Source organism: Duganella sp. AC917 (assembly GCF_979258245.1).
Window position 1 is genome coordinate 1,486,631 of sequence record NZ_OZ409848.1, and the last position, 19,507, is coordinate 1,506,137.

The 19,507-nt window shown below is 63.9% G+C and carries 16 protein-coding genes; 12 read left to right on the forward strand and 4 right to left on the reverse strand.

What is annotated here, in order from left to right:
* The first annotated feature begins 56 nt into the window (after positions 1-56).
* Entirely contained in the window at positions 57-755 is a 699-nt protein-coding gene (locus ACZ0BA_RS06640; protein ID WP_463450534.1) for a GntR family transcriptional regulator, read from the forward strand.
* A gap of 92 nt (positions 756-847) precedes the next feature.
* Entirely contained in the window at positions 848-1,525 is a 678-nt protein-coding gene (locus tag ACZ0BA_RS06645) for an HAD-IA family hydrolase (protein ID WP_463450535.1), read from the forward strand.
* 15 nt (positions 1,526-1,540) lie between these two features.
* Here ACZ0BA_RS06645 and ACZ0BA_RS06650 read toward each other — a convergent pair whose 3' ends face one another.
* Positions 1,541-2,410, reverse strand: coding sequence for a phytanoyl-CoA dioxygenase family protein (locus tag ACZ0BA_RS06650; RefSeq protein WP_463450536.1), 870 nt, complete (start codon positions 2,408-2,410; stop codon positions 1,541-1,543).
* Between the two features lie 213 nt (positions 2,411-2,623).
* On the opposite strand from ACZ0BA_RS06650, the gene ACZ0BA_RS06655 reads away from it, so the two are divergent.
* A complete protein-coding gene (locus ACZ0BA_RS06655) occupies positions 2,624-4,285 on the forward strand; it encodes a mechanosensitive ion channel family protein (protein WP_463450537.1) in 1,662 nt (553 codons plus the stop codon).
* 7 nt (positions 4,286-4,292) lie between these two features.
* Here the strand turns inward: ACZ0BA_RS06655 and ACZ0BA_RS06660 are convergent, their stop codons facing one another.
* The gene (locus ACZ0BA_RS06660; protein WP_463450538.1) at positions 4,293-5,582 is read right to left on the reverse strand and encodes a hemolysin family protein; all 1,290 of its coding nucleotides are present in this window, start codon (positions 5,580-5,582) and stop codon (positions 4,293-4,295) included.
* A 75-nt stretch (positions 5,583-5,657) separates the two neighbouring features.
* Positions 5,658-6,275, reverse strand: coding sequence for an exopolysaccharide biosynthesis protein (locus ACZ0BA_RS06665; RefSeq protein WP_463450539.1), 618 nt, complete (start codon positions 6,273-6,275; stop codon positions 5,658-5,660).
* Between the two features lie 252 nt (positions 6,276-6,527).
* Between ACZ0BA_RS06665 and ACZ0BA_RS06670 the strand changes: the two genes are divergently transcribed.
* The 9 genes from ACZ0BA_RS06670 to ACZ0BA_RS06710 are packed head-to-tail and all read left to right on the forward strand — an operon-like array spanning position 6,528 to position 16,312.
* On the forward strand, positions 6,528-7,388 hold the full coding sequence (locus ACZ0BA_RS06670; RefSeq protein WP_463450540.1) for an AraC family transcriptional regulator: 861 nt from the start codon (positions 6,528-6,530) through the stop codon (positions 7,386-7,388).
* 23 nt (positions 7,389-7,411) lie between these two features.
* Positions 7,412-7,987, forward strand: coding sequence for a gluconate 2-dehydrogenase subunit 3 family protein (locus tag ACZ0BA_RS06675; protein WP_463450541.1), 576 nt, complete (start codon positions 7,412-7,414; stop codon positions 7,985-7,987).
* 1 nt (position 7,988) lies between these two features.
* Entirely contained in the window at positions 7,989-9,725 is a 1,737-nt protein-coding gene (locus ACZ0BA_RS06680; protein ID WP_463450542.1) for a GMC oxidoreductase, read from the forward strand.
* Positions 9,726-9,735: 10 nt separating this feature from the next.
* Positions 9,736-10,596: a sugar phosphate isomerase/epimerase family protein gene (locus ACZ0BA_RS06685; RefSeq protein WP_463450543.1), complete on the forward strand. Its 861-nt coding sequence runs from the start codon at positions 9,736-9,738 to the stop codon at positions 10,594-10,596.
* 16 nt (positions 10,597-10,612) lie between these two features.
* Positions 10,613-12,103 (forward strand): sugar ABC transporter ATP-binding protein, encoded by a 1,491-nt coding sequence (locus tag ACZ0BA_RS06690; protein ID WP_463450544.1) that lies wholly within the window; start codon positions 10,613-10,615, stop codon positions 12,101-12,103.
* Positions 12,081-13,082 carry an ABC transporter permease gene (locus tag ACZ0BA_RS06695; RefSeq protein WP_463450545.1) on the forward strand — a complete coding sequence of 334 codons (1,002 nt, stop codon included), beginning with the start codon at positions 12,081-12,083 and terminating at the stop codon, positions 13,080-13,082. The genes ACZ0BA_RS06690 and ACZ0BA_RS06695 overlap by 23 nt, the downstream gene beginning before the upstream one ends.
* Positions 13,083-13,102: 20 nt before the next feature.
* Positions 13,103-14,062 carry a substrate-binding domain-containing protein gene (locus ACZ0BA_RS06700; protein WP_463450546.1) on the forward strand — a complete coding sequence of 320 codons (960 nt, stop codon included), beginning with the start codon at positions 13,103-13,105 and terminating at the stop codon, positions 14,060-14,062.
* Between the two features lie 35 nt (positions 14,063-14,097).
* Positions 14,098-15,153, forward strand: a complete 1,056-nt coding sequence (locus ACZ0BA_RS06705) for a sugar phosphate isomerase/epimerase family protein (RefSeq protein WP_463450547.1) — start codon at positions 14,098-14,100, stop codon at positions 15,151-15,153.
* A 1-nt stretch (position 15,154) separates the two neighbouring features.
* A complete protein-coding gene (locus ACZ0BA_RS06710) occupies positions 15,155-16,312 on the forward strand; it encodes a Gfo/Idh/MocA family protein (protein WP_463450548.1) in 1,158 nt (385 codons plus the stop codon).
* Between the two features lie 193 nt (positions 16,313-16,505).
* On the opposite strand, the gene ACZ0BA_RS06715 is transcribed toward ACZ0BA_RS06710, so the two are convergent.
* Positions 16,506-19,433, reverse strand: a complete 2,928-nt coding sequence (locus tag ACZ0BA_RS06715; RefSeq protein ID WP_463450549.1) for a glycoside hydrolase family 31 protein — start codon at positions 19,431-19,433, stop codon at positions 16,506-16,508.
* Positions 19,434-19,507: the final 74 nt, after the last annotated feature.

Genomic DNA, 19,507 nt, shown 5'->3' on the forward strand with positions numbered 1-19,507 from the left:
TATACTGCCGCCTGAAAAGTCCGGGCGCCTGCCCGGACATCTAACAGAAAGCTCGCATGGATTCCACCGCCACCGCCGCCGCCAAGGCCGCCCCGCGCTTCGCGGTGACCACCGTCGCCGAGCAGGCGGCGGACGCCTTGCGCCGCAAGATCATGGCCGGCGAGCTGCCGGAGGGATTCCAGCTGCGTCAGGATGCGCTGGCGGCCGAATTCGGCATCAGCCGGATTCCCGTGCGCGAGGCGCTGGTGCAGCTCGAAGGCGAGGGCCTGGTGCGGATCGTGCCGCACAAGGGCGCGGTGGTGTCGGAATTGTCGATCGCCGAGATCAGCGAGCTGTTCATGTTGCGCGGCTTGCTGGAGCCGCTGCTGCTGAAAAAGTCGGCGCCCAAGCTGACGCCAGCTGACTTCGCGGCAATCGACGCCATCCTGGCCGAATACAAGCAAGAATTACATACGCAACATCCGACCCGCTGGGGCGAGCTCAACACGCGCTTGCACGACTTGCTGATGTCGCGCGCGGAGCAGCCGCGCACGCTGGCCATCGTCGCCGGCCTGCTGCAACAGACCGACCGCTACACGCGCCTGCAATTGTCAATGAGCGCCGAGAGTTGTCGCCGAGCCGAGGAAGAGCACGCGGAACTGGTGCGCTTGTGCAAAGTCGGCGAGGTGAGGGCGGCGGCCAGCCTGCTGAAGCGCCACATCGAGCACGCGGCCGCCGAGCTTGAACGCTTCATCGTCTCGCGGCGACGTCTGTAGGCTACCCACGCTGCTGCCCCGGCACTCGATACGACTGAGAAAGTCATTCTGATGTGGCATGATCCTGACTCCATCACCGGTAAGGATTACGCATGACCATCACCCACCTCATCTCCGACTGCGACGGCGTACTGATCGACAGTGAAGCGATCGCCCTGCAGGCGCTGGCCGACTTTCTGGCGCCAATCGCCGGGGACCGCGAGCGCGTCTTGCCGTTGATCCGTCCCCGGCTGGGACTGAAACTCGAAGCGCTGGTGCTGGGCGTGTGCGCCGAGCTGGGCCTGCCGGAGCCGAGCGCCGCCGAACTGGTCGCCATGCGCGGCGTGGTCGAGGCCGAGTGCGACAGCAAGGCGCAGCCGGTGCCGGGCGTGCAGGAAGCGCTGAACGCGATCAGGCTGCCCAAGGCCGTGGCCAGCAACAGCCGCGCGGTGCGCGTGCAAGGCCTGCTCGAACGCACCGGCCTGATCTCGTTGTTCGACGGCGGCCTGTATACGGCCGATCTCGCCGGCCGGCCGAAGCCCGATCCGGCCGTCTACCTGATGGCGGCGGCCGCCATGGGCGCCGATCCCGCCCACTGCGTCGTCGTCGAGGACAGCATCACCGGCGTGCACGCGGCTGTTGCGGCCGGCGCCGTCGTGCTGGGCTTCACCGGCGGTCCGCACAGCCCGCCCGACCAGGCCGAGCGGCTGCGTCTGGCCGGGGCGCGCATGGTGTTCGGCGCGATGGCGGAACTGCCGGGTTTGGTTGAGGGATTGCGGCAGCCGGCGTGATCGCCACCGGTGCGCTCATCCACCCATGCCCATGCGCTCGCCCGGGGTTACGCCCGTCAACAAGCCCTCGATCGTATGTTCCTGCACGATGGCGTCGAGCGTGTCGACTACGCGACAGGTGATGTGGCGGCGCACCTCTTCGGGCAGGCTGTCGTAGTAGCCGCGTGTCAGTTGCAGATCGTGCTTCTCGGCGTTGCGGGCGTCCGGCGCGTCGACGCCGAGCACGAACACGGGGCGTGATTTGTCGGACTGGTTGGCCGTGCCGCGATGCAAGGTCAGCGCCGAGCGCGCCGAGATGTCGCCCATCTTTGCCAGCTTGCGCTGCGCCAGCGCCTCGTAGCGCGGCCATAGTTCGCGCGCGGGGAACATCGGGTCGCCGCCGGCCAGCGAGTCCCATTGCGTGCCGGGCGCGATCTCGAACGGGCCCATGTCCTCGGTGACGTCCACCGTCGTGATGTTAAAGGCGAGCGAGTTCAGGCGCCGGCCTGTGAGCGTGGCTTCGGGCGTGGGAAAGTCGCGGTGCCACGGCTGGTGCAGGGCCCCCGGGCCGGGGACGTCGAAACCGGCTTCGACCACACGGTAGTCGGGACCGAGTATGGCGCGGCACACCGCCACCACCCACGGGTGGGTGATGATATCGACGAAACCGCTGAGACGCTCCGGGTGAATCTCAACGTAGTAACGGTTCGGCCCCCGCGCCAGCGCGCCGCCCGGCCGGGCCATCGCTTCCTGGAACAGCACGCCAATGTCCGCGCCCAATTGCAGTACCCAGTCGCGGCTGAAGGCGCCTTTGCACGCGATAAAGCCGTCGCCGTACAGGCCGCCCATGATGGCCGCTTCGTTGTATGCGGCCGGCGCCGATGACTGAGGGTTGTGGGGATCCATGGCGGCCTCCTTTTGCGTTATGGTCGCAAATCATTGTAATCAATCGCGACTATCGGCGCGCACGCCTGAATCCCGTCCGCCACTGTGCCGGTACCCTTTGTGCGCTATCGAACGGCGCGCTGGTCGCGACGCTTTTATCATGGAGGACCGACACGTCGAGCTGGGCGATTCTGCGCGGCAAACACAAGTCCCTGGATAGGAGTTATTCCAAGCATGCGTTTTGTTAACAAATTTTTGATTTGGCTTTTGCTGGCGATGGTTGCGCCGCTGGCCAACGCCATTCCCGCCGTCAATCCGTCAGCCAAGCCCGCCGCCGAGGCGCCGGCCGTTCCCGCCGACATGCTCGGCCGCGAGACGCCGCGCTCCATGGTCGCCGGTCTGATCGGCGCGTTGGCCGAACTTGACTACGACCGCGCCGCCCAGTTCTTCGAAATGCCGACGCCGACCAGCAGCCGGCAACAGCGCAGCGCGGCCAACCAGGCGCGCAGTTTTCACGCGCTGCTGGACGACAGCGGATCGCTCAAGCCGTTCGCCGCGCTGTCGCACCTCCCCACGGGCAGGCTGGACGACGATTTACCGGCCGACGAGGAAAACATCGGCGAAGTCACCCTGCAGGGCAAGGAGGTGCCGATACTGCTCAAGCGCGGGCTCGACGGCGACCGCCAGGTGTGGCGCATTTCGAAAGAATCGCTGGCGCTGATGTCGACCGCGATCAAGCTGGCGCCGGTGGCGCCGGCGCCGCAAAAGGACGAATGGTTTGTGGCCGGCGCGCCGATCAAGGATTGGGGCGTGCTGCTGGGGCTGGGCGTGATGGTGTTCGGCGGGGTGTGGCTCGTGTCCTTCATTTGCGTGACCGTCATCCGCCGGATGGTGGCCGATCCGGCCGCTAGCAGCGGTTACCGCTTCGCCGAGGCGGCGCTGCCGCCTTTGAGCCTGCTGATCGCCGTCGCCATCTTCTACAACTGGGCCGACGCGCTGCCGGTGTCGATCGTCGCGCGCCAGACCTTGCTGCGGTACACCGGTGTCATCACGGCGATCGCGGTGGTATGGTTCGGCCTGCGGCTGGTCGACGGCATCGCCGACCTCGCGGTGGCGCGCATGCAGCGCCAGCAGCGCCGCCAGATCGTCTCCGTCATTATTCTGGTGCGCCGTACAGTCAAGTTCCTGCTGCTCGCGTTCGCCGTAATCGGCATTCTCGGCACGTTCGGCATCGATGTCACCACCGGGATCGCGGCGCTGGGTATCGGCGGTATCGCGCTGGCGCTGGGCGCGCAGAAGACCGTGGAAAACCTGGTCGGCAGCGTCACCATCATTGCCGACCGGCCGCTGCAGGTGGGCGACTTTGTCAAGATCAACGACGTGGTCGGCACGGTGGAGGATGTCGGCATCCGCTCGACCCGTATCCGTACGCTCGACCGCACCGTCGTCACCGTGCCCAACGGCGACTTGTCGGCGCGCCAGATCGAGAATTTCGCCGAGCGCGAGCGTTTCCTGTTCAATCCGGTGATCGCCATCGCCTACAACACGACGTCGGCCAAACTGCGCGAGGCCATCACCATCGTCCAGCAAGTGCTGGCCACCCGCGACAAGATGGCGCAGGGCGCCCGCGCCCGGCTGGGCAACATCACCGACCGCGCCTTCAATATCGAAGTGTTCGCCTATATCGACGTGGCGGACTTCGACGTGCAGGTGGTGATCCGGGAAGAGCTGCTGCTGACGATATACGAGCGGCTCGAAGCGGCCGGCATCAGCCTCGCGTTCCCCACCCAAAACATTTTCTACGCGCCGCAGCGCGCGGCGGCAGCGGAACTGCCCACGCCGGTGGGGATCGGCGTTACCGCCTCGCGCAACAGTTTTGCCAAATCGGTGCTGTAGACGGCGCTCAAGCGGGTATGGACGGCGGCATCGCCATCACTTTGTCGATGCGCTTGTCGTCCATGTCCATCACTTCCAGTCGCCAGCCTTCCCACTCGGCATGCTCGCCGGGCGCGGGGATTTTTCCCAGCAGTAGCATCATCAGGCCGCCCAGCGTGTGGTAGCGTGCCTTTTCCTCTTCCGGCACGGTCTTCAGGCCCAGGCGGTCTTTCATCTCGGGAATCGGGATCGATCCGTCCAGCAACCACGATCCATCGTCGCGCAGTACCGCCCATGCGGCGTCGGTGTCGCGCGGCGTGAATTCGCCCGTGACCGCTTCGATCAGGTCGTACAAGGTCACGATGCCCTGGATCTCCCCGTACTCATCGACGACAAAGACCATCTGCGTCTGGTTGCCACGGAACTGGTTCAGCAACTCCATGCCGGTCAGCGTTTCCGGCACATGGATGCCCGGGTGCAGATTGGCCGAGTAATCGGGCGCCAGCCCCATCGCGACGGAGGCGAGCGCCTGCTTGGCGTGGATCACGCCCAGTATGTTGTCCAAACCGCCATCGCAGACGGGGAAGCGGGTATGTTCCGATTCGATCAGCCGGCGCAGATTCTCGTCCGCAGGCAGATTGATGTCGATAAACACCACGTCGGCACGCGGCACCATCAGCGAGCCGAGGCGGCGATCGTCGAGCCGGAAGACGTTGCGCACCATCTCGTGTTCGTGTTGCTCGATGACGCCGGTCTGCGAGCCTTCGTCCAGCATGTCGTGGATTTCCTCTTCCGTCACGCCTGGTTCGGCGTTTTGATTCACGCCCATCAGCCGCAGCACGAAGCGGGTCGATATCGAGAGCAGGGCGACAAACGGGCGCGCCACTATGGCCAAAATGCGCATCGGCCTGGCGACCAACCGCGCGATGGGCTCGGGTGCGATCTGCCCCAGCCGCTTGGGGACCAGTTCGCCGATGACGATGGAGACATACGTCACCACCACGACGACCGCGGCGGTGGCGCCGACGTTGGCCGTGGGGCCGGCGATACCGAGGGAGCGCAGCCAGTTCGCGAGAGGGCCGGCCAGCACAGCTTCGCCGACGATGCCGTTGAGCAGGCCGATCGAGGTGATGCCGATCTGAACGGTCGACATGAAATTGGTGGGGTCGCCGCCCAGTTCGAGGGCGGTCGTGGCGGCGTTGTCGCCTTCGGACGCGAGCTTTTTCAAGCGGGCTTTGCGGGCTGTGACCAAGGCGATCTCCGACATCGCGAACACGCCGTTGAGCACAATGAGACTGATCAGTATGAGGATTTCCATGACTTCTCCCGATTCGAGCATATCAAAAAGGGATGCTCGCCGGAGCCGCCGTGCCGCAAAGCAGGACGCCGTCGGCTACACCAGCACTTGCGCGACCATGAAAACAATGCCTTTGACGATGCCCCAGATGACGCCGGAGACGACCACTGCGGACACCGTGGCCGCCACCACGCCGGTCGCGATCGCGTAGCCGTCGCGCTCGAGCAGGCCGAGCGCCAGCAGGCTGATGGATAGGGCGGGCAGCATGTTCCCCAGCGGAATCGGGAGGACCAGGACCAAGGCCAGCAGCAGGCACACCAGGCCGATCACATATTCGCAGGGCGGCAGCGCCAGGACGCTGATACGCGGACGCAGCAGCTTCTCAGCCCGTTCCAGCCACGGGATCACGCGTCGCATCATGCCGTGGAAGTCCGTGCGGGCCATGGAGCGTCTGCTGATGATCCCCGGCAACCAAGGTCGCATGCCGAAAGTCAGCTGGGCCGCAAGAAACACCAGCGGCGCGCCAAGGATGACGGAGGTTCCCGGCGGCACCGGCAAAATATTGGGAAAGGCGAAAATGAACAGCAGCGCGCCGGTGGCGCGGTCGCCAAGCGCGTGCAGCAGGTCGCCCACGGCGACACGGTCGCGGGTGGTATCGTCGGCCAGTTGACGCAATAGTTGGGAAAGTGCGGGACCGTCGCTTGTGCCGCTCATGTGCTGGTCTTCATTATTCAAAGGTAAGATCGGATGGATTTGTCGCGATTTTGGGTGCCGAAGCTTAAGACCCTGTTAATGACGTGGGAAAGAACGCTGGTGTGGCAAATTCCAGCGGCCTGTACAGAGCGTGGTTGACCCCTCCAGAATTCCTGACTTGCCGATTTTGTTATAAATTTTTCCGAATTTTTACTACTTAACCGGTGTTGTCGATGCTACCATTCTCGCCAGACTAGCGAATGGCGAACGGCGATGAGCACGAGGATGATCAGGATGGGCATGGTGGTGGCCACCAGCGATACCGAAAAGGAAAAGCACCAAAATTTCCTGACCGGTGTGGACGCCGCGCCGACCTCCGATTGCGCCGATTTTTTCTATCGCCACGGCATCTCCACTCCCAGCGTCCTCTTCGACGATTTGCAGGATACGTATTATTTTGCCAAGAACCGCGCCGGCCAGTTCGTCTGGGGCAACCGCCTGTTGCAGGAGCAGCATTCGCTGTCCAGCGTGAAGGACATCGTCGGCAAGTCCGACCATGATTTCTTCCGCCGCGATATCGCCGACCGCATCCGCGCCGACGACCTGCAGGTGATGGAAAGCGGCGTTGCCGTCAAAAACAAGCTGGAAGTCATCGATGGCAACAACGGCGCGCTGACCTGGCTGTTCACCACCAAGGCCCCGGTGCGCGACCGCCACGGCGAAATCGTCGGCGTCGAGGGCTTCAGCCGCGACGCCCAGCGCTCTCAGGAAGCCATCGCGCCGTTCCACGTGTTTAAAAGCTGCATCGAATACCTGCAAGCGCACCTGACCGAGGACATCGGCATCGAGCATCTGGCCAGCCTGTCGTGCATGTCGCTGTCCACTTTCGAGCGCAAGTTCAAGCAGCATTTTTCGCTGACGCCCAAGCAATACATCCTGCGCATGAAGATCCACGAGGCCTGCCGCCTGCTGCCGGGCGCGCACAGCATCGCGCGCGTGGCGGTCGAGACCGGTTTCGGCGGGCAAAGCTATTTCACCAAGATTTTCCGTAGTGTCGTGGGCATCACGCCCAAACAATATCAACTGTCCTTGCTGGCCTCCGGGCGGGCGGGAACGGTCCGAGGGAGTAGTTGAACCAAAGAAGCATTGGAGGAGACATGTTGCATACTGACCGAGAGATCGACGGACGCAGATCCGCTCTCATCAAATTAGCCGGGCTGTGCGGCCTGGCGTTATCCGGCGACGCCCTGGCCGCGCTGGACGCCGCCGACAAGGCGCCGGCCGCGCCGGGTCTATTGTCGGCCGAGGCGCTCGCGTTGACGGCCGTCCTGGCCGAGCACGTCATTCCGGCGACCGATACGCCAGGCGCGCTGGCAGTCGGTGCGCATCGCACCATCGACCATATGTTGCAGGCGTGCGCCACCGCGTCCGAGCAGCAAAGCTTTATCGCCGGCCTGGAGCGGGTGGATGCGCTGGCGCTGGCCGCCGATGGCAAGCGCTTCCGCGCGCTGCCGCCCAAGCGGCGGGTCGCCCTGTTGCAGGCGCTCGATAACGGCACGGCGCCGTTCAATGGCGAGGATCAGCAGTTTTTCCGAAAGTTGAAGTCCTATACCCTGTTCGCCTACTACACCTCGGAGGCCGGCTCGACGCTCGAACTGGCCTATCTGCCGGTGCCCGGCGGCTACAAGGGCAACTTCCCCATTCGTAAAAACACCCGGACCTGGGCGATCTGACATGAGCCAAAATTCGTTTTACATCAAACAAAGCGCCGAACAATTCGACGCCATCGTGGTCGGCTCGGGCATCACCGGCGGCTGGGCGGCAAAGGAACTGTGCGAGCGCGGCCTGAAGACTCTCATGGTCGAGCGCGGCCGTCCGGTCGAGCACCGCAGCGACTACATCGGCGAAGGCGTCGACGAGTGGAAGCTGCCCAACCGCGGCCTGGTCGAGGAAAAATTGGCGGCGGACCAGTTCGCCGAACAGCGCAAATGCTACGCCTTCGACGACCACACCAAGCACTTCTTTAACAACGACCGCGACATGCCTTACAGCACGCCGGAGGGCAAACCTTTCAGCTGGATACGCGGCAACCAGCTGGGCGGCAAATCGTTGATGTGGGCGCGCCAGTCCTACCGCTGGAGCGACCTCGACTTCGGCGCCAACGCCAAGGACGGCCACGGCGTCGACTGGCCGATCCGTTACGCCGACCTGGAATCGTGGTACACCCACGTCGAGCGTCACGTCGGCATCAGCGGCGCGCGCGAAAACCTGGCGGTGCTGCCGGACAGCGAATTCCTGCCGCCGTTCGAATTCAACACGGTCGAAGCGGCAATGAAGAAAAAGTTCGATGCCAGCTTCGCCCCGGCGCGCATGATCATGGGCCGCTGCGCCCACCTGACCAAGCCCAACGAAAAGCATCTGGAAATGGGGCGCGGCAGCTGCATGGCGCGCAGCATGTGCCATCGCGGCTGTTCGTTCGGCGCCTATTTCTCGACCCAGAGCTCGACCTTGCCGGCGGCCGCCGCCACCGGCCGCCTGAGCGTGGCCACCAACGCCATCGTCCACAGCGTGCTGTACGACGCCAAGACCAACCGCGCCACCGGCGTGCGCGTGATCGACGCCGAAACCATGGAAACCCGCGAGTTCCACGCCAAGGTGGTGTTCCTGTGCGCGTCGACCCTGGGCAGCACGCAGGTGCTGCTGAACTCGACCTCCGAGGCGTTCCCGACCGGCCTGGGCAATTCTTCCGGCGTGCTGGGCCATTACCTGATGGACCATCTGTTCGGCGCTGGCGCCTCCGGCCGGGTCGAGGGTTTCGAGAACGACTATTACTCGGGGCGCCGTCCGACCGGACCTTACATCCCGCGCTTCCGCAATGTCGCCGAGCAGCATCCGGGCTTCCTGCGCGGCTATGCGCTGGCGGGCGGCGCGGGGCGCGAAGGCTGGCAGCAGCAGGGCGGCAAGCCCGGCTTCGGCAAGGATTACAAGGCCATGATACGCAAGCCGGGCGGCTGGCACTTCGGCCTGTACGGCCAGGGCGAGATGCTGCCGCGCTACGAAAACATGGTCAGCCTGCATCCGACCAAGAAGGACAAATGGGGCATGCCGCAGCTGCACATCGACTGCACCTATTCGGCCAACGACGACAAGATGCGCGAAGACATGGCCGATACCGCCGCTAACATCCTCGAATCGCTGGGTGTCAAGGACATCAAGAAATCGATCAAGACGACCGAGCAGTGGGCGCCCGGCCTGTCGATCCACGAGATGGGCACGGCGCGCATGGGGCGCGATCCGAAGACGTCGATGCTCAACGGTCACAACCAGGCGCACGACGTGCCGAATCTGTTCGTGACCGATGGCGCGAGCATGTGCTCCAGCGCCTGGCAAAACCCGTCGCTGACGTTCATGGCGCTGACCGCGCGTGCGTGCGCCTACGCGGCTGATCAACTCAAACTTGGCAAACTCTAAGGAAATAACAATGAAAACATACCAACGCAAGGTTTTGGCTTTGTCCCTGACGCTGTGCTTCGCCCTCGGCGCCGGTTCCGCGCAGGCCGCCACCAGCCCTCTGCTGGGCGTGCAATTGTGGTCGGTCAAGGATGAGGTCAAGCAGGACTTCGAGGGCACGCTGGACAAGCTGGCCAAGCTGGGCTTCCAGGGCGTCGAGTTTGCCGGTGAGTTCGGCAAGTACAAGACCGACCCGGCCGGCTTGAAAAACTTCCTGCGCAAAAAAGGCCTGCAGTGCGCCGGCGCCCACATGCATGTCGATCAGCTCAACGCCACCAACTATAAAACCACCACCGACTTCTACAAATCGCTCGGCTGCAATCGCCTGATCATCTCGATGGATGCGCGCGGCGCCAGCAAAGAGGGCTCGGCGGAACTGGCGAAGGAACTGAGCGCGCTGACGGTCAAGCTGGGCGGGCAGGGCATGAAGCTGGGCTATCACAACCATGAGGCGGAAATGTTGGGCGACAAGGGCCAGACCAACTGGGACTTGCTGGCCAAGAACACGCCCAAGGACTTCATCATGCAGCAGGACGTGGGCTGGACCACTTATGCCGGCAAGGACCCGATCGCCTTCGTCAACGAGTATCCGGGCCGCACGGTGACCACGCACTTCAAGGCCAAGTTCGTGAAGGGCACCGACGGCACCAGCATCATCGGCCAGGACAAGACCGACTGGGAAGGCTTGACCAAGGCGGTGCGCAGCGTCGGCGGCACCGAGTGGATCATCATCGAGCAGGAAGAGTATCCAAACGGTATGGGCCAGCTGGAATCGGTGGCGGCATCGATGCGCGGTTTGCAGGCGGTGTTGGCCAAGCTGCCGGCGCGGTAATGATCCGGGAAACTCCATGAGCTTGTCCGTACATTTTCAACACATCGTCAAGGAGTTCGGCCCGGTGCGCGTGCTGCACGGGGTCGACTTCGCGCTCGAGCCGGGCCGCGTCTACGGCCTGCTGGGCGAGAACGGCGCCGGCAAGTCGACCTTGATGAAAATCCTGGCCGGCTATGAGCGGCCCACCGGCGGCCAGTTGCTGATCGACGGTCAGGCGCGCGACTTCGCCGACGCGCGCCAGGCCGAGGCGCTGGGCATCGCGCTGATCCACCAGGAATTCAACCTGGCCGAGCATTTGACGATCGCGCAGAACATTTTCCTCGGCCATGAGAAAACCAGCGGCTGGCTGCTGGACACCAAGGCCATGCGGGCCGGTGCCGCCGCCTGCCTGGAACAGGTCGGGCTGGATGTCAGCCCCGACACCAAAGTGGCCGACCTGATCGTCGCTGAAAAGCAGCTGGTGGAAATCGCCAAGGCGCTCAGCCGCAAGGCGCGTCTGCTGATCATGGATGAACCGACCGCCAGCCTGTCGTCCGGCGAAACGCGCAAGCTGTTCGAACTGATGGCACGCCTGAAGGCCGAGGGCGTGACCATCGTCTACATTTCCCACAAGCTCGACGAGATGGAAGCCAACACCGATGAGGTGGTGGTGATGCGCGACGGCCGTTTCGTCACCCGCGCCGTCACGGCCGACATCGACCGCCACCAGATGGCCAACCTGATGGTGGGCCGCGACGTCTCTGACATGTTCGTTGCCAAGCAATTGCCGGCGGCGGATGCCAAGCCGCTGCTCAAGGTCGAGAACCTGAACGTGCCGGGCTGGGTGCGCGACCTGAGCTTCGAGGTGCGCGCCGGCGAAATCCTCGGCTTCGGCGGGCTGGTCGGCGCCGGGCGCACCGAGGCCTTCGAAGCCTTGCTGGGCCTGCGTCCGCGTTCGTCGGCGCGCATCGAGATCGGCGGCGCTGCCGTCGACATCCGCAGCCCGCGCCAGGCGATGTTGCATGGGCTGACGTACCTGAGCGAAGACCGCAAGGGCAAGGGTCTGCACGTGAACCTGGGCCTGCGCGAAAACCTGACGATGATGACCCTGGAGCGCGACTCCAAGCCGTGGCTGGACCTGAAAGGCGGCCGCGCCGCGCTGGACAAGGCGATCACCGATTTCGGCATCCGCCTGCGCGACATCGACTGCAAGGCCGGTTCGCTGTCCGGCGGCAATCAGCAAAAGCTGGCGCTGGCGAAATATCTGCACAGCGATCCGCGCGTGGTGGTGCTCGACGAGCCCACCCGTGGCGTCGACGTCGGCGCCAAGCGCGATATCTATCAGTTGATTCACCGTCTGGCGGCCGAGGGCAGGGCCGTCATCGTCATCTCGTCCGAGCTGATCGAGCTGATCGGGCTGTGCCACCGCGTGGCGATCCTGCACGGCGGCAAACTGCAAGCAATGCTGGACCACGACCATCTCACCGAAGAAGAATTGATTTCCCATGCAACCGACACCCACCACTAAAGTTCCTTTCGCCCTGCCGGGACTGTCGCGCTTCCGGGGCTACGGCCCGGTCGTGGCGCTGATCCTGCTGTGCATCGCCGGCGGCCTGCTGAACCCGGACTTCGCCACCGTCGAAAACATGATGAACGTGCTCACCCGCACCGCCTTTATCGGCATCATCGCGGTCGGCATGACGTTTGTCATCGTCTCCGGCGGCATCGATTTGTCGGTCGGGTCGATGGCCGCGCTGATCGCCGGCGCCATGATCATGCTGATGAACTCGGCGGCGGGCGCGGCCCAGCCGATGGGCCCGGTGGCCACCGTCATGCTGGGCTGCGCACTGGCATTGCTGATGGGCGGCGTGCTGGGCGGCGCGCACGGTTTGCTGGTCACCCGCGGCCGCATCGAGCCCTTCATCGCCACCCTGGGCACCTTGGGCATCTTCCGCGCCACCTTGACTTACCTGTCGGATGGCGGCGCGCTGACCCTGGACAGCACTGTTTCCGACGTCTACAGCCCGGTCTACTATCAAAGCGTGCTGGGCGTGCCGATTCCGGTGCTGGTGTTCCTGCTGGTGGCCGTCGGCGGCGCCGTCATTTTGAACCGTACCGCTTTCGGCCAGCACGTCCAGGCCATCGGCTCCAATGAACAGGTCGCCAGCTATGCCGCGATCCGCGTCGACAGGATCAAGGTGTTGACCTATCTGCTGCTGGGTGTGTGCGTGGCCATCGCCACCATTCTGTACGTGCCGCGCCTGGGCTCGGCCACGCCGACCACCGGCATCCTGTGGGAGCTGGAGGCGATCGCCGCCGTCGTCGTGGGCGGCACTTCGCTCAAGGGCGGATCGGGACGCATCATGGGCACCGTCATCGGCGCCATCCTGCTGTCGGTCATCGGCAATATCGTCAATCTGACCAGCATCATCAGCGTCCACCTGAACGCCGCCGTGCAGGGCGTCGTCATCATCACCGTCGCCTACATGCAGCGCGGCCGTCGTTAATTTTTAAGATAGGGAACACAATGATCACAATGAAACGCATCGTCGGCGCCTGCCTGTTGGCGGTTACCGCAGGCTCGGCCGCTACTGCCTTCGCGGCCGAGAAAGTCACGCTGGGCGTGGCGATCCCGACCGCGACGCACGGCTTCACCGGCGGTATCGTCTGGTGGGCCAACCAGGCCAAGAAGGAACTGGAAGCGGCCAATCCGACCCTCAAGATCATCATCAAGACGGCCGCCAGCACGCCGGACCAGGCCAACCAGCTGCAGGACATGCTGGTGGTGAACAAAATCAACGCGCTGGTGATCTTTCCGCTGGAATCGGCGTCGCTGACGCAGCCGGTCATGCAACTGAAGAACAAGGGCGTCTACGTCACCGTGGTCGATCGCGGCCTGACCAATCCGGCGGCGCAGAACGCCTATGTGGCTGGCGACAACACCGCCTTCGGCAAGCTGCCGGCCGAATACCTGGCTAAAAAGCTGGGCGGCAAGGGCAACATCGTCGTGCTGCGCGGTATGCCGAGCACCCTGGACAACGAGCGGGTGGAAGCGTTCAACGCCGCGCTCAAGGCCAGCCCCGGGATCAAGGTGCTGGACACCAAGTACGGCAACTGGAACCGCGACGACGCCTTCAAGGTCATGCAGGATTACCTGACCCGCTTCAAACAGATCGACGCCGTCTGGGCGGCCGACGACGACATGGCCATCGGCGTGGTCAAGGCCATCGAGCAAGCCAAGCGCACCGACATCAAGGAAGTGTTCGGCGGCGCCGGCGCCAAGACCGCCGTCAAGAAAATCATCGACGGCGACAAGCTGATCCAGGCGAATGTCTCGTATTCGCCCAAATTCATCTACGACGCCATCAAGATGACCGCCAACGCCCGCCTCAAGGGCGAAGCCTTGCCGGCCAAGACCGTCATCCCATCGGTACTGATCACGCGTGAGAACGCCAAGCAGTTCTATTTCGCCGACTCACCTTATTAATTCGCCGCCCAAGCACCATCACGCAGGAGTTCAGTATGAAAACCATCAAGGGACCGGCCATTTTCCTGGCGCAGTTCATGGGCGATGACGTCCCGTTCGACAGCCTTGAGAACCTGGCCGGCTGGGCCTCGGGCCTTGGCTACAAAGCCATCCAGCTGCCGTGCGATCCGCGCCTGTTCGATCTGGAGCAGGCCGCCGACAGTCAGGCCTATTGCGACGATATCGTCGCGCTGCTGGCCTCGCATGGCTTGCAGATCTCCGAGTTGTCGACGCACTTGCAGGGGCAGCTGGTGGCCGTGCATCCTGCATACGACACGCTGTTCGACGGCTTCGCGCCGGCGCATGTGCGCGGCGACCCGGTGGCGCGCCAGGCATGGGCGGTCGACCAGTTGCTGCGCGCCGCGCGCGCGTCGAAGCGGTTGGGACTGGCGGCGCATGTCAGCTTCTCCGGCGCGCTGGCGTGGCCGTACCTGTATCCGTGGCCGCAGCGCCCGGCCGGATTGGTCGAGGAGGCGTTTGCCGAACTCGGCCGCCGCTGGCTGCCGATCCTGAACGCTTTCGAAGACGCTGGTGTAGACATCTGCTACGAACTGCATCCGGGCGAAGACTTGCACGACGGCGTGACTTTCGAGCGCTTCCTGGAAGCGGTCGGCGGCCACCAGCGCGCCAACATCCTGTACGACCCGAGCCATTTCGTGCTGCAACAACTGGACTACCTGGCGTTCATCGACATCTATCACGAGCGCATCAAGGCCTTCCACGTCAAGGACGCGGAGTTCCGGCCCAACGGACGGCAAGGGGTCTACGGCAGTTACCTGGGTTGGCAGGAGCGGGCAGGGCGTTTCCGTTCGCTCGGTGACGGCCAGATCGACTTCAAGGCCATCTTCTCGAAAATGGCGCAATACAATTACCCTGGCTGGGCGGTGCTGGAATGGGAATGCGCGCTCAAGCATCCCGAGGACGGCGCGCGCGAAGGCGCGGACTTCATCCGTAGCCACATCATCCGTGTGGCGAGCCGTGCGTTTGACGATTTCGCCGGCAGCGGCGCGGACCTGCAGCAGGTCCGCGCATTGATGGGACTGGAGAACTGATATGACCGTGGAACGACGACTTCGACTTGGCATGGTGGGCGGCGGCGACGGCGCCTTCATCGGCGCGGTGCACCGCATCGCCGGTCGCCTGGACGACTGCTACGAACTGGTGGCGGCCAGCCTGTCCAGCAATCCGGAGAAGGCGGCTGCCAGCGCGGCCGGCCTGCGGTTGGGCTCGGCGCGCAGCTATGCGGACTACCGGGAGATGGCGCGCGCCGAGGCGGCGCGGCCGGACGGTATCGACGCGGTCGCCATCGTCACGCCGAACTATCTGCACGCGCCGATGGCGACGGCTTTCCTGGAGGCGGGCATACACGTCATCTGCGACAAGCCGCTGGCGATCTCGCTGGCCGAGGGCGAAGCGCTGGCGGCCCTGGCGCGCGAACGCAACAAGATCTTCGCGCTGACCCACGTCTACGCCGGCTACCCGATGGTGCGGCACGCCCGCGCGATCGTGGCGGCCGGTGAGATCGGCGAGATCCGCCTGGTGCACGTGGAATATCCGCAGGACTGGCTGGCGGAGCCGGCCAATCAAAGCGACGAATACCAGCGTAACAACTGGCACAACGATCCACTGCGCGCCGGTCCGAACGGCTGTCTGGGCGATATCGGCAGCCATGCTTATCACCTGGCGGGCTATGTCAGCGGCATGCTGCCGAACGAAATCCTGGCCGAGCTGCACGCCTTCACGCCAGGGCGCCAGCTAGACGACCACGTGCAGGTGATGCTGCGCTACGCCAACGGCGCACGCGGCATGCTGTGGAGCAGCCAGATGGCGACCGGTTGCGAGAACGGCCTGCGGCTGCGGGTGTACGGCACCAAGGCCAGCCTCAGCTTCGAACAGGAAAATCCGAACGAATTGTGGCTGACGCCGCAGGGCGGTTGCGCCCAGCGCCTGACGCGTGGTCGGGTGCGCAGCGCGGCGGCCGATGCCGCCACCCGTGTACCGTCCGGCCATCCGGAAGGTTATCTGGAAGCGTTCGCGCAGTTGTACCGCGACGCCGCCGCGCAGATCCACGCCATCAATGCCGGCCAAGCCATCCCCGAGTTGACGCTTGGGATGCCTGATGTCACCGACGGCGTCGCCGGACTGAAGTTCATGGACGCGGCGATGGAAAGCAGCCGGCAAGGCTCGCGCTGGGTCGCAATTTCGAAGTAATCATAGCGTCACAGGCTTGCTCAACGCGGTTCGACATCGCCCAATGTAATGAAAACGTATAACTAAGTTCATACATGCGAACGAGATCGCGCCATGGCAAAAGAGGCAGTATTCACGATGAAGCTGGAACCGGAGCTGCGTGCAGACGGCGAGAGCCTGTGGGTGCCAGCATTGGTCCACACCGCGTCATCGACTAGAATTTCACCGAGACGGATTTGCCAGTATAGGTGATGGATTTTGTGGCGCCTGCCGGTTCGATCGCCGTGGCGTTCTTCGGGCCTGCCAGCACGATATTGAGCTTGCGGGTCTTGATCAGGCCCGGGTAGTTGCCTTTCCGGGCGCTCACCGTCAGTGACCTGGCGGCGTCGTTCCAGACCAGGTCATAGGTTGCGTAGCGCCCCTTTTCGTACTCGTAGGTCTCGTTGTCATCCTCGTAGACGGTAAATTTGCCGTCGGCGCCGGGATAGACGCGGATCTCGTACGGCGCATCTGGCTGCTCGGTCGCATATTGCACCACCGGCCCCATCGGCACGATCGCCCCGGCCCGGACATACAGAGGGAAGACGTCGAGCGGCACGTCCTTGGCTACCGTCTTGCCGCCGGCAAAACGCTCATGCGTCCAGAAGTCGTACCAGTCGGTGCCGGCCGGCAGGTAGGTTTGCATGGTGCTGTCAGGTTTGCCGGTGTCCTTGGCGACGCCGGCCAGTTGCGACGGCGTGCGCCACACCAGCCGCAGATTGCGCTCGTTGCTGCCTTGGAAATACTCAAGCGACACCGGCACGCTTTGTCCGCGCTTCAAGGTCACCTTGGTGCCGGCATATCGCTTGCCGCCATTCTTCCAGTCGTCGATCGCGGGTTTGCCGTCGATGAGCAGTCGGAAACCGTCGTCGCCTTCGACGCCAAGTTCGTACTCGCCATCTTCCGGCGCGACGATGGCGCCGTTCCAGCGCGCGGAGAAGTTGTCCAGGCTGGTGAGCCCGCCCGGAATGTCCGCCAGTGGCGGCCCCGGCCATTGGAAGTCGATGGTGGCGTCCAGCGTCTTGCCTTTGGGCGTTTCGAAGCCGGTGCCTTCGAAGTACTGTCCGGCCAGACCCGGCTTGCCGTCCGGTGCGCGCAGCGCGCTGGCCGGGATGGTGTCCGGTGGTGGCGGCTGGAAACGGTACATCTGGCGCGTGACCGGATGGACCAGGAACGACGGCCCGAACTGGAAGGCGTCGTTGATGTTGCGTACGCCCTTGTCATCCGGGAAATCCATCGGCAGCGCGCGCATCATCGTGTAGCCGTCGTGCGTGACTTTCCAGCTCAGGCTGTAAATATATGGCAGCAGCCGGTAGCGCAGGTGCACGGCGTCGCGCAGCGACTTGTACATCTCCGGGTCGGATTGCTTGAACCGGTAAGGTTCGCGCTCGATGTCGGTGCCGTGGATGCGCATCAGCGGATTGAATGCCGCGTATTGCAGCCAACGGGCGTACAGCTCGCGATACGACGCATTCTTTTCACCGCCCGGGAAATCGCCACCGACGAAAAAGCCGCCCGTGTCCTGGGTCCAGTACGGGTTGCCGGTGATGGTGACGTTAACGCCGCCGTTGATTTGTTCGAGCAAGGTTTTCCAGCTGGCCCGCGTGTCGCCGGACCACGAGGTGGCGGCGGTTCGTTGCGCGCCAGCCCAGGCCGAGCGCGTCAAGGTCAACGCGCGGCGGTTGCTGGTGGCGCGTTGTCCCTCGTAGGTGCCCAGCGTGGTCATCAGCGAGTAAGGATTCAGGTAGCGGCTGAAATCGCCCATCGCATTGTTGCCGAGTCCCTTGATGTCGCGCTCGTTATCGGCGGCGCTGTGGGCTGCCGTGCCGACCTCCACCTCGGTGCCGTCCATCCACAGCGCATCGACGCCGACATCGAGCAAGCCTTTCTTGACGTGCTTGAAGTAGATCTGGCGTCCCTCGGGACTGAAGGCGTCGTAGATGCGCGCCTTCTTCGAAATCCAGTGCAGCGGTTCGAAGCGCAAGCCCTTCTGATCGAGTTCCCTTGCCAGCGCCGTGTCGTTGCCGACCGACGGCCAGATCGACACCATCAATTTCAGATGCATATCGTGGATGGCCTTGGTCATGCCCTTTGGATCGGGGAAGCGCTCTGGATCCCAGATCATGCCGCTCCAGGTGCCGTCCTTGTCGCTGCCCCAGTACTGCCAGTCCTGCACGATGTAGTCGAGCGGGAACTGTTCCTTGCGGAAGGTATTCGCCACCTCCAGCAGGCGCGCCTGCGTCTCGTAGCGCTCCTTGCTCATGAACAGTCCGAAGGCTTGCTTCGCGTACATCGGCGCCGCGCCGGTCAGGTCGCGGTAGCCTGCGACAACATCGTCCAATGTGCTGCCGCCCATGAAATAGTAGTCGACGCCGCCGGGCGCGCTTTCCGCCCACAGCGAGGCGCCGTCGGGCGTGTCCTTGAAGCGCATCTTGGAATAGGTGTCCCACAGGATGCCGTAGCGTTCCGACGACATCATGACCGGAATGACGATGCCGATATTCGTCTGCACCAGCAACAGCTCCTTGTTGCGGCGATTCAGCTCGCCTTCGCCAAGGAAGCCGAAACCGTAGATGCCTTCATCGGGCTTGAGTGTGAACGTGTTTTCCGCCTCGTAGGTCGGCGCGCCGGAGATCTCTATCTTCTTCAGCGTCTGCGGCGCGGTCCGGCGTTCCTGCGTGTAGATCTTGCCGGTCGCGTCCTTGAAGGTGAGGGCGCCGCTCGACTTGTCGATGACGATGTGCAGCTGTTTGCTTTCCAGGGTCAGGCTATCGGCGCCGTCGCGGGTTGTGAAGGCGATGGCGGCCGGCTTGCCGGTCACGACGATGCTCGGATGGCGCCAGAAATTGTCGGCCAGCGTGGTGTTGACGCGCACGGTGGCGGGGCCGTAGAAGATGACGTTCTTGACGGCGCCGCCGACGCGGACTTGCACGCCGTGCTCGATCAATGCGTAGGAAAACGCTGAGGACGGCGTCGCGGCGGCCGCGACCGGCAACATATGTCCGTTGGCGTCGAGGCCGGCCGGTGGTTTGGTGTCCGCGCTGGCGTGTGCAGCGACAACGGCCAGCAGCGTACACGCCGTGAAGGCGATAGGTTTTTTCATTTGTCTCCCCAACTCCGTGGATGGCAGGCTCTTGTGATGGCCAGGATAAGGGGTGACGCTAGCAGAGTAAGCCG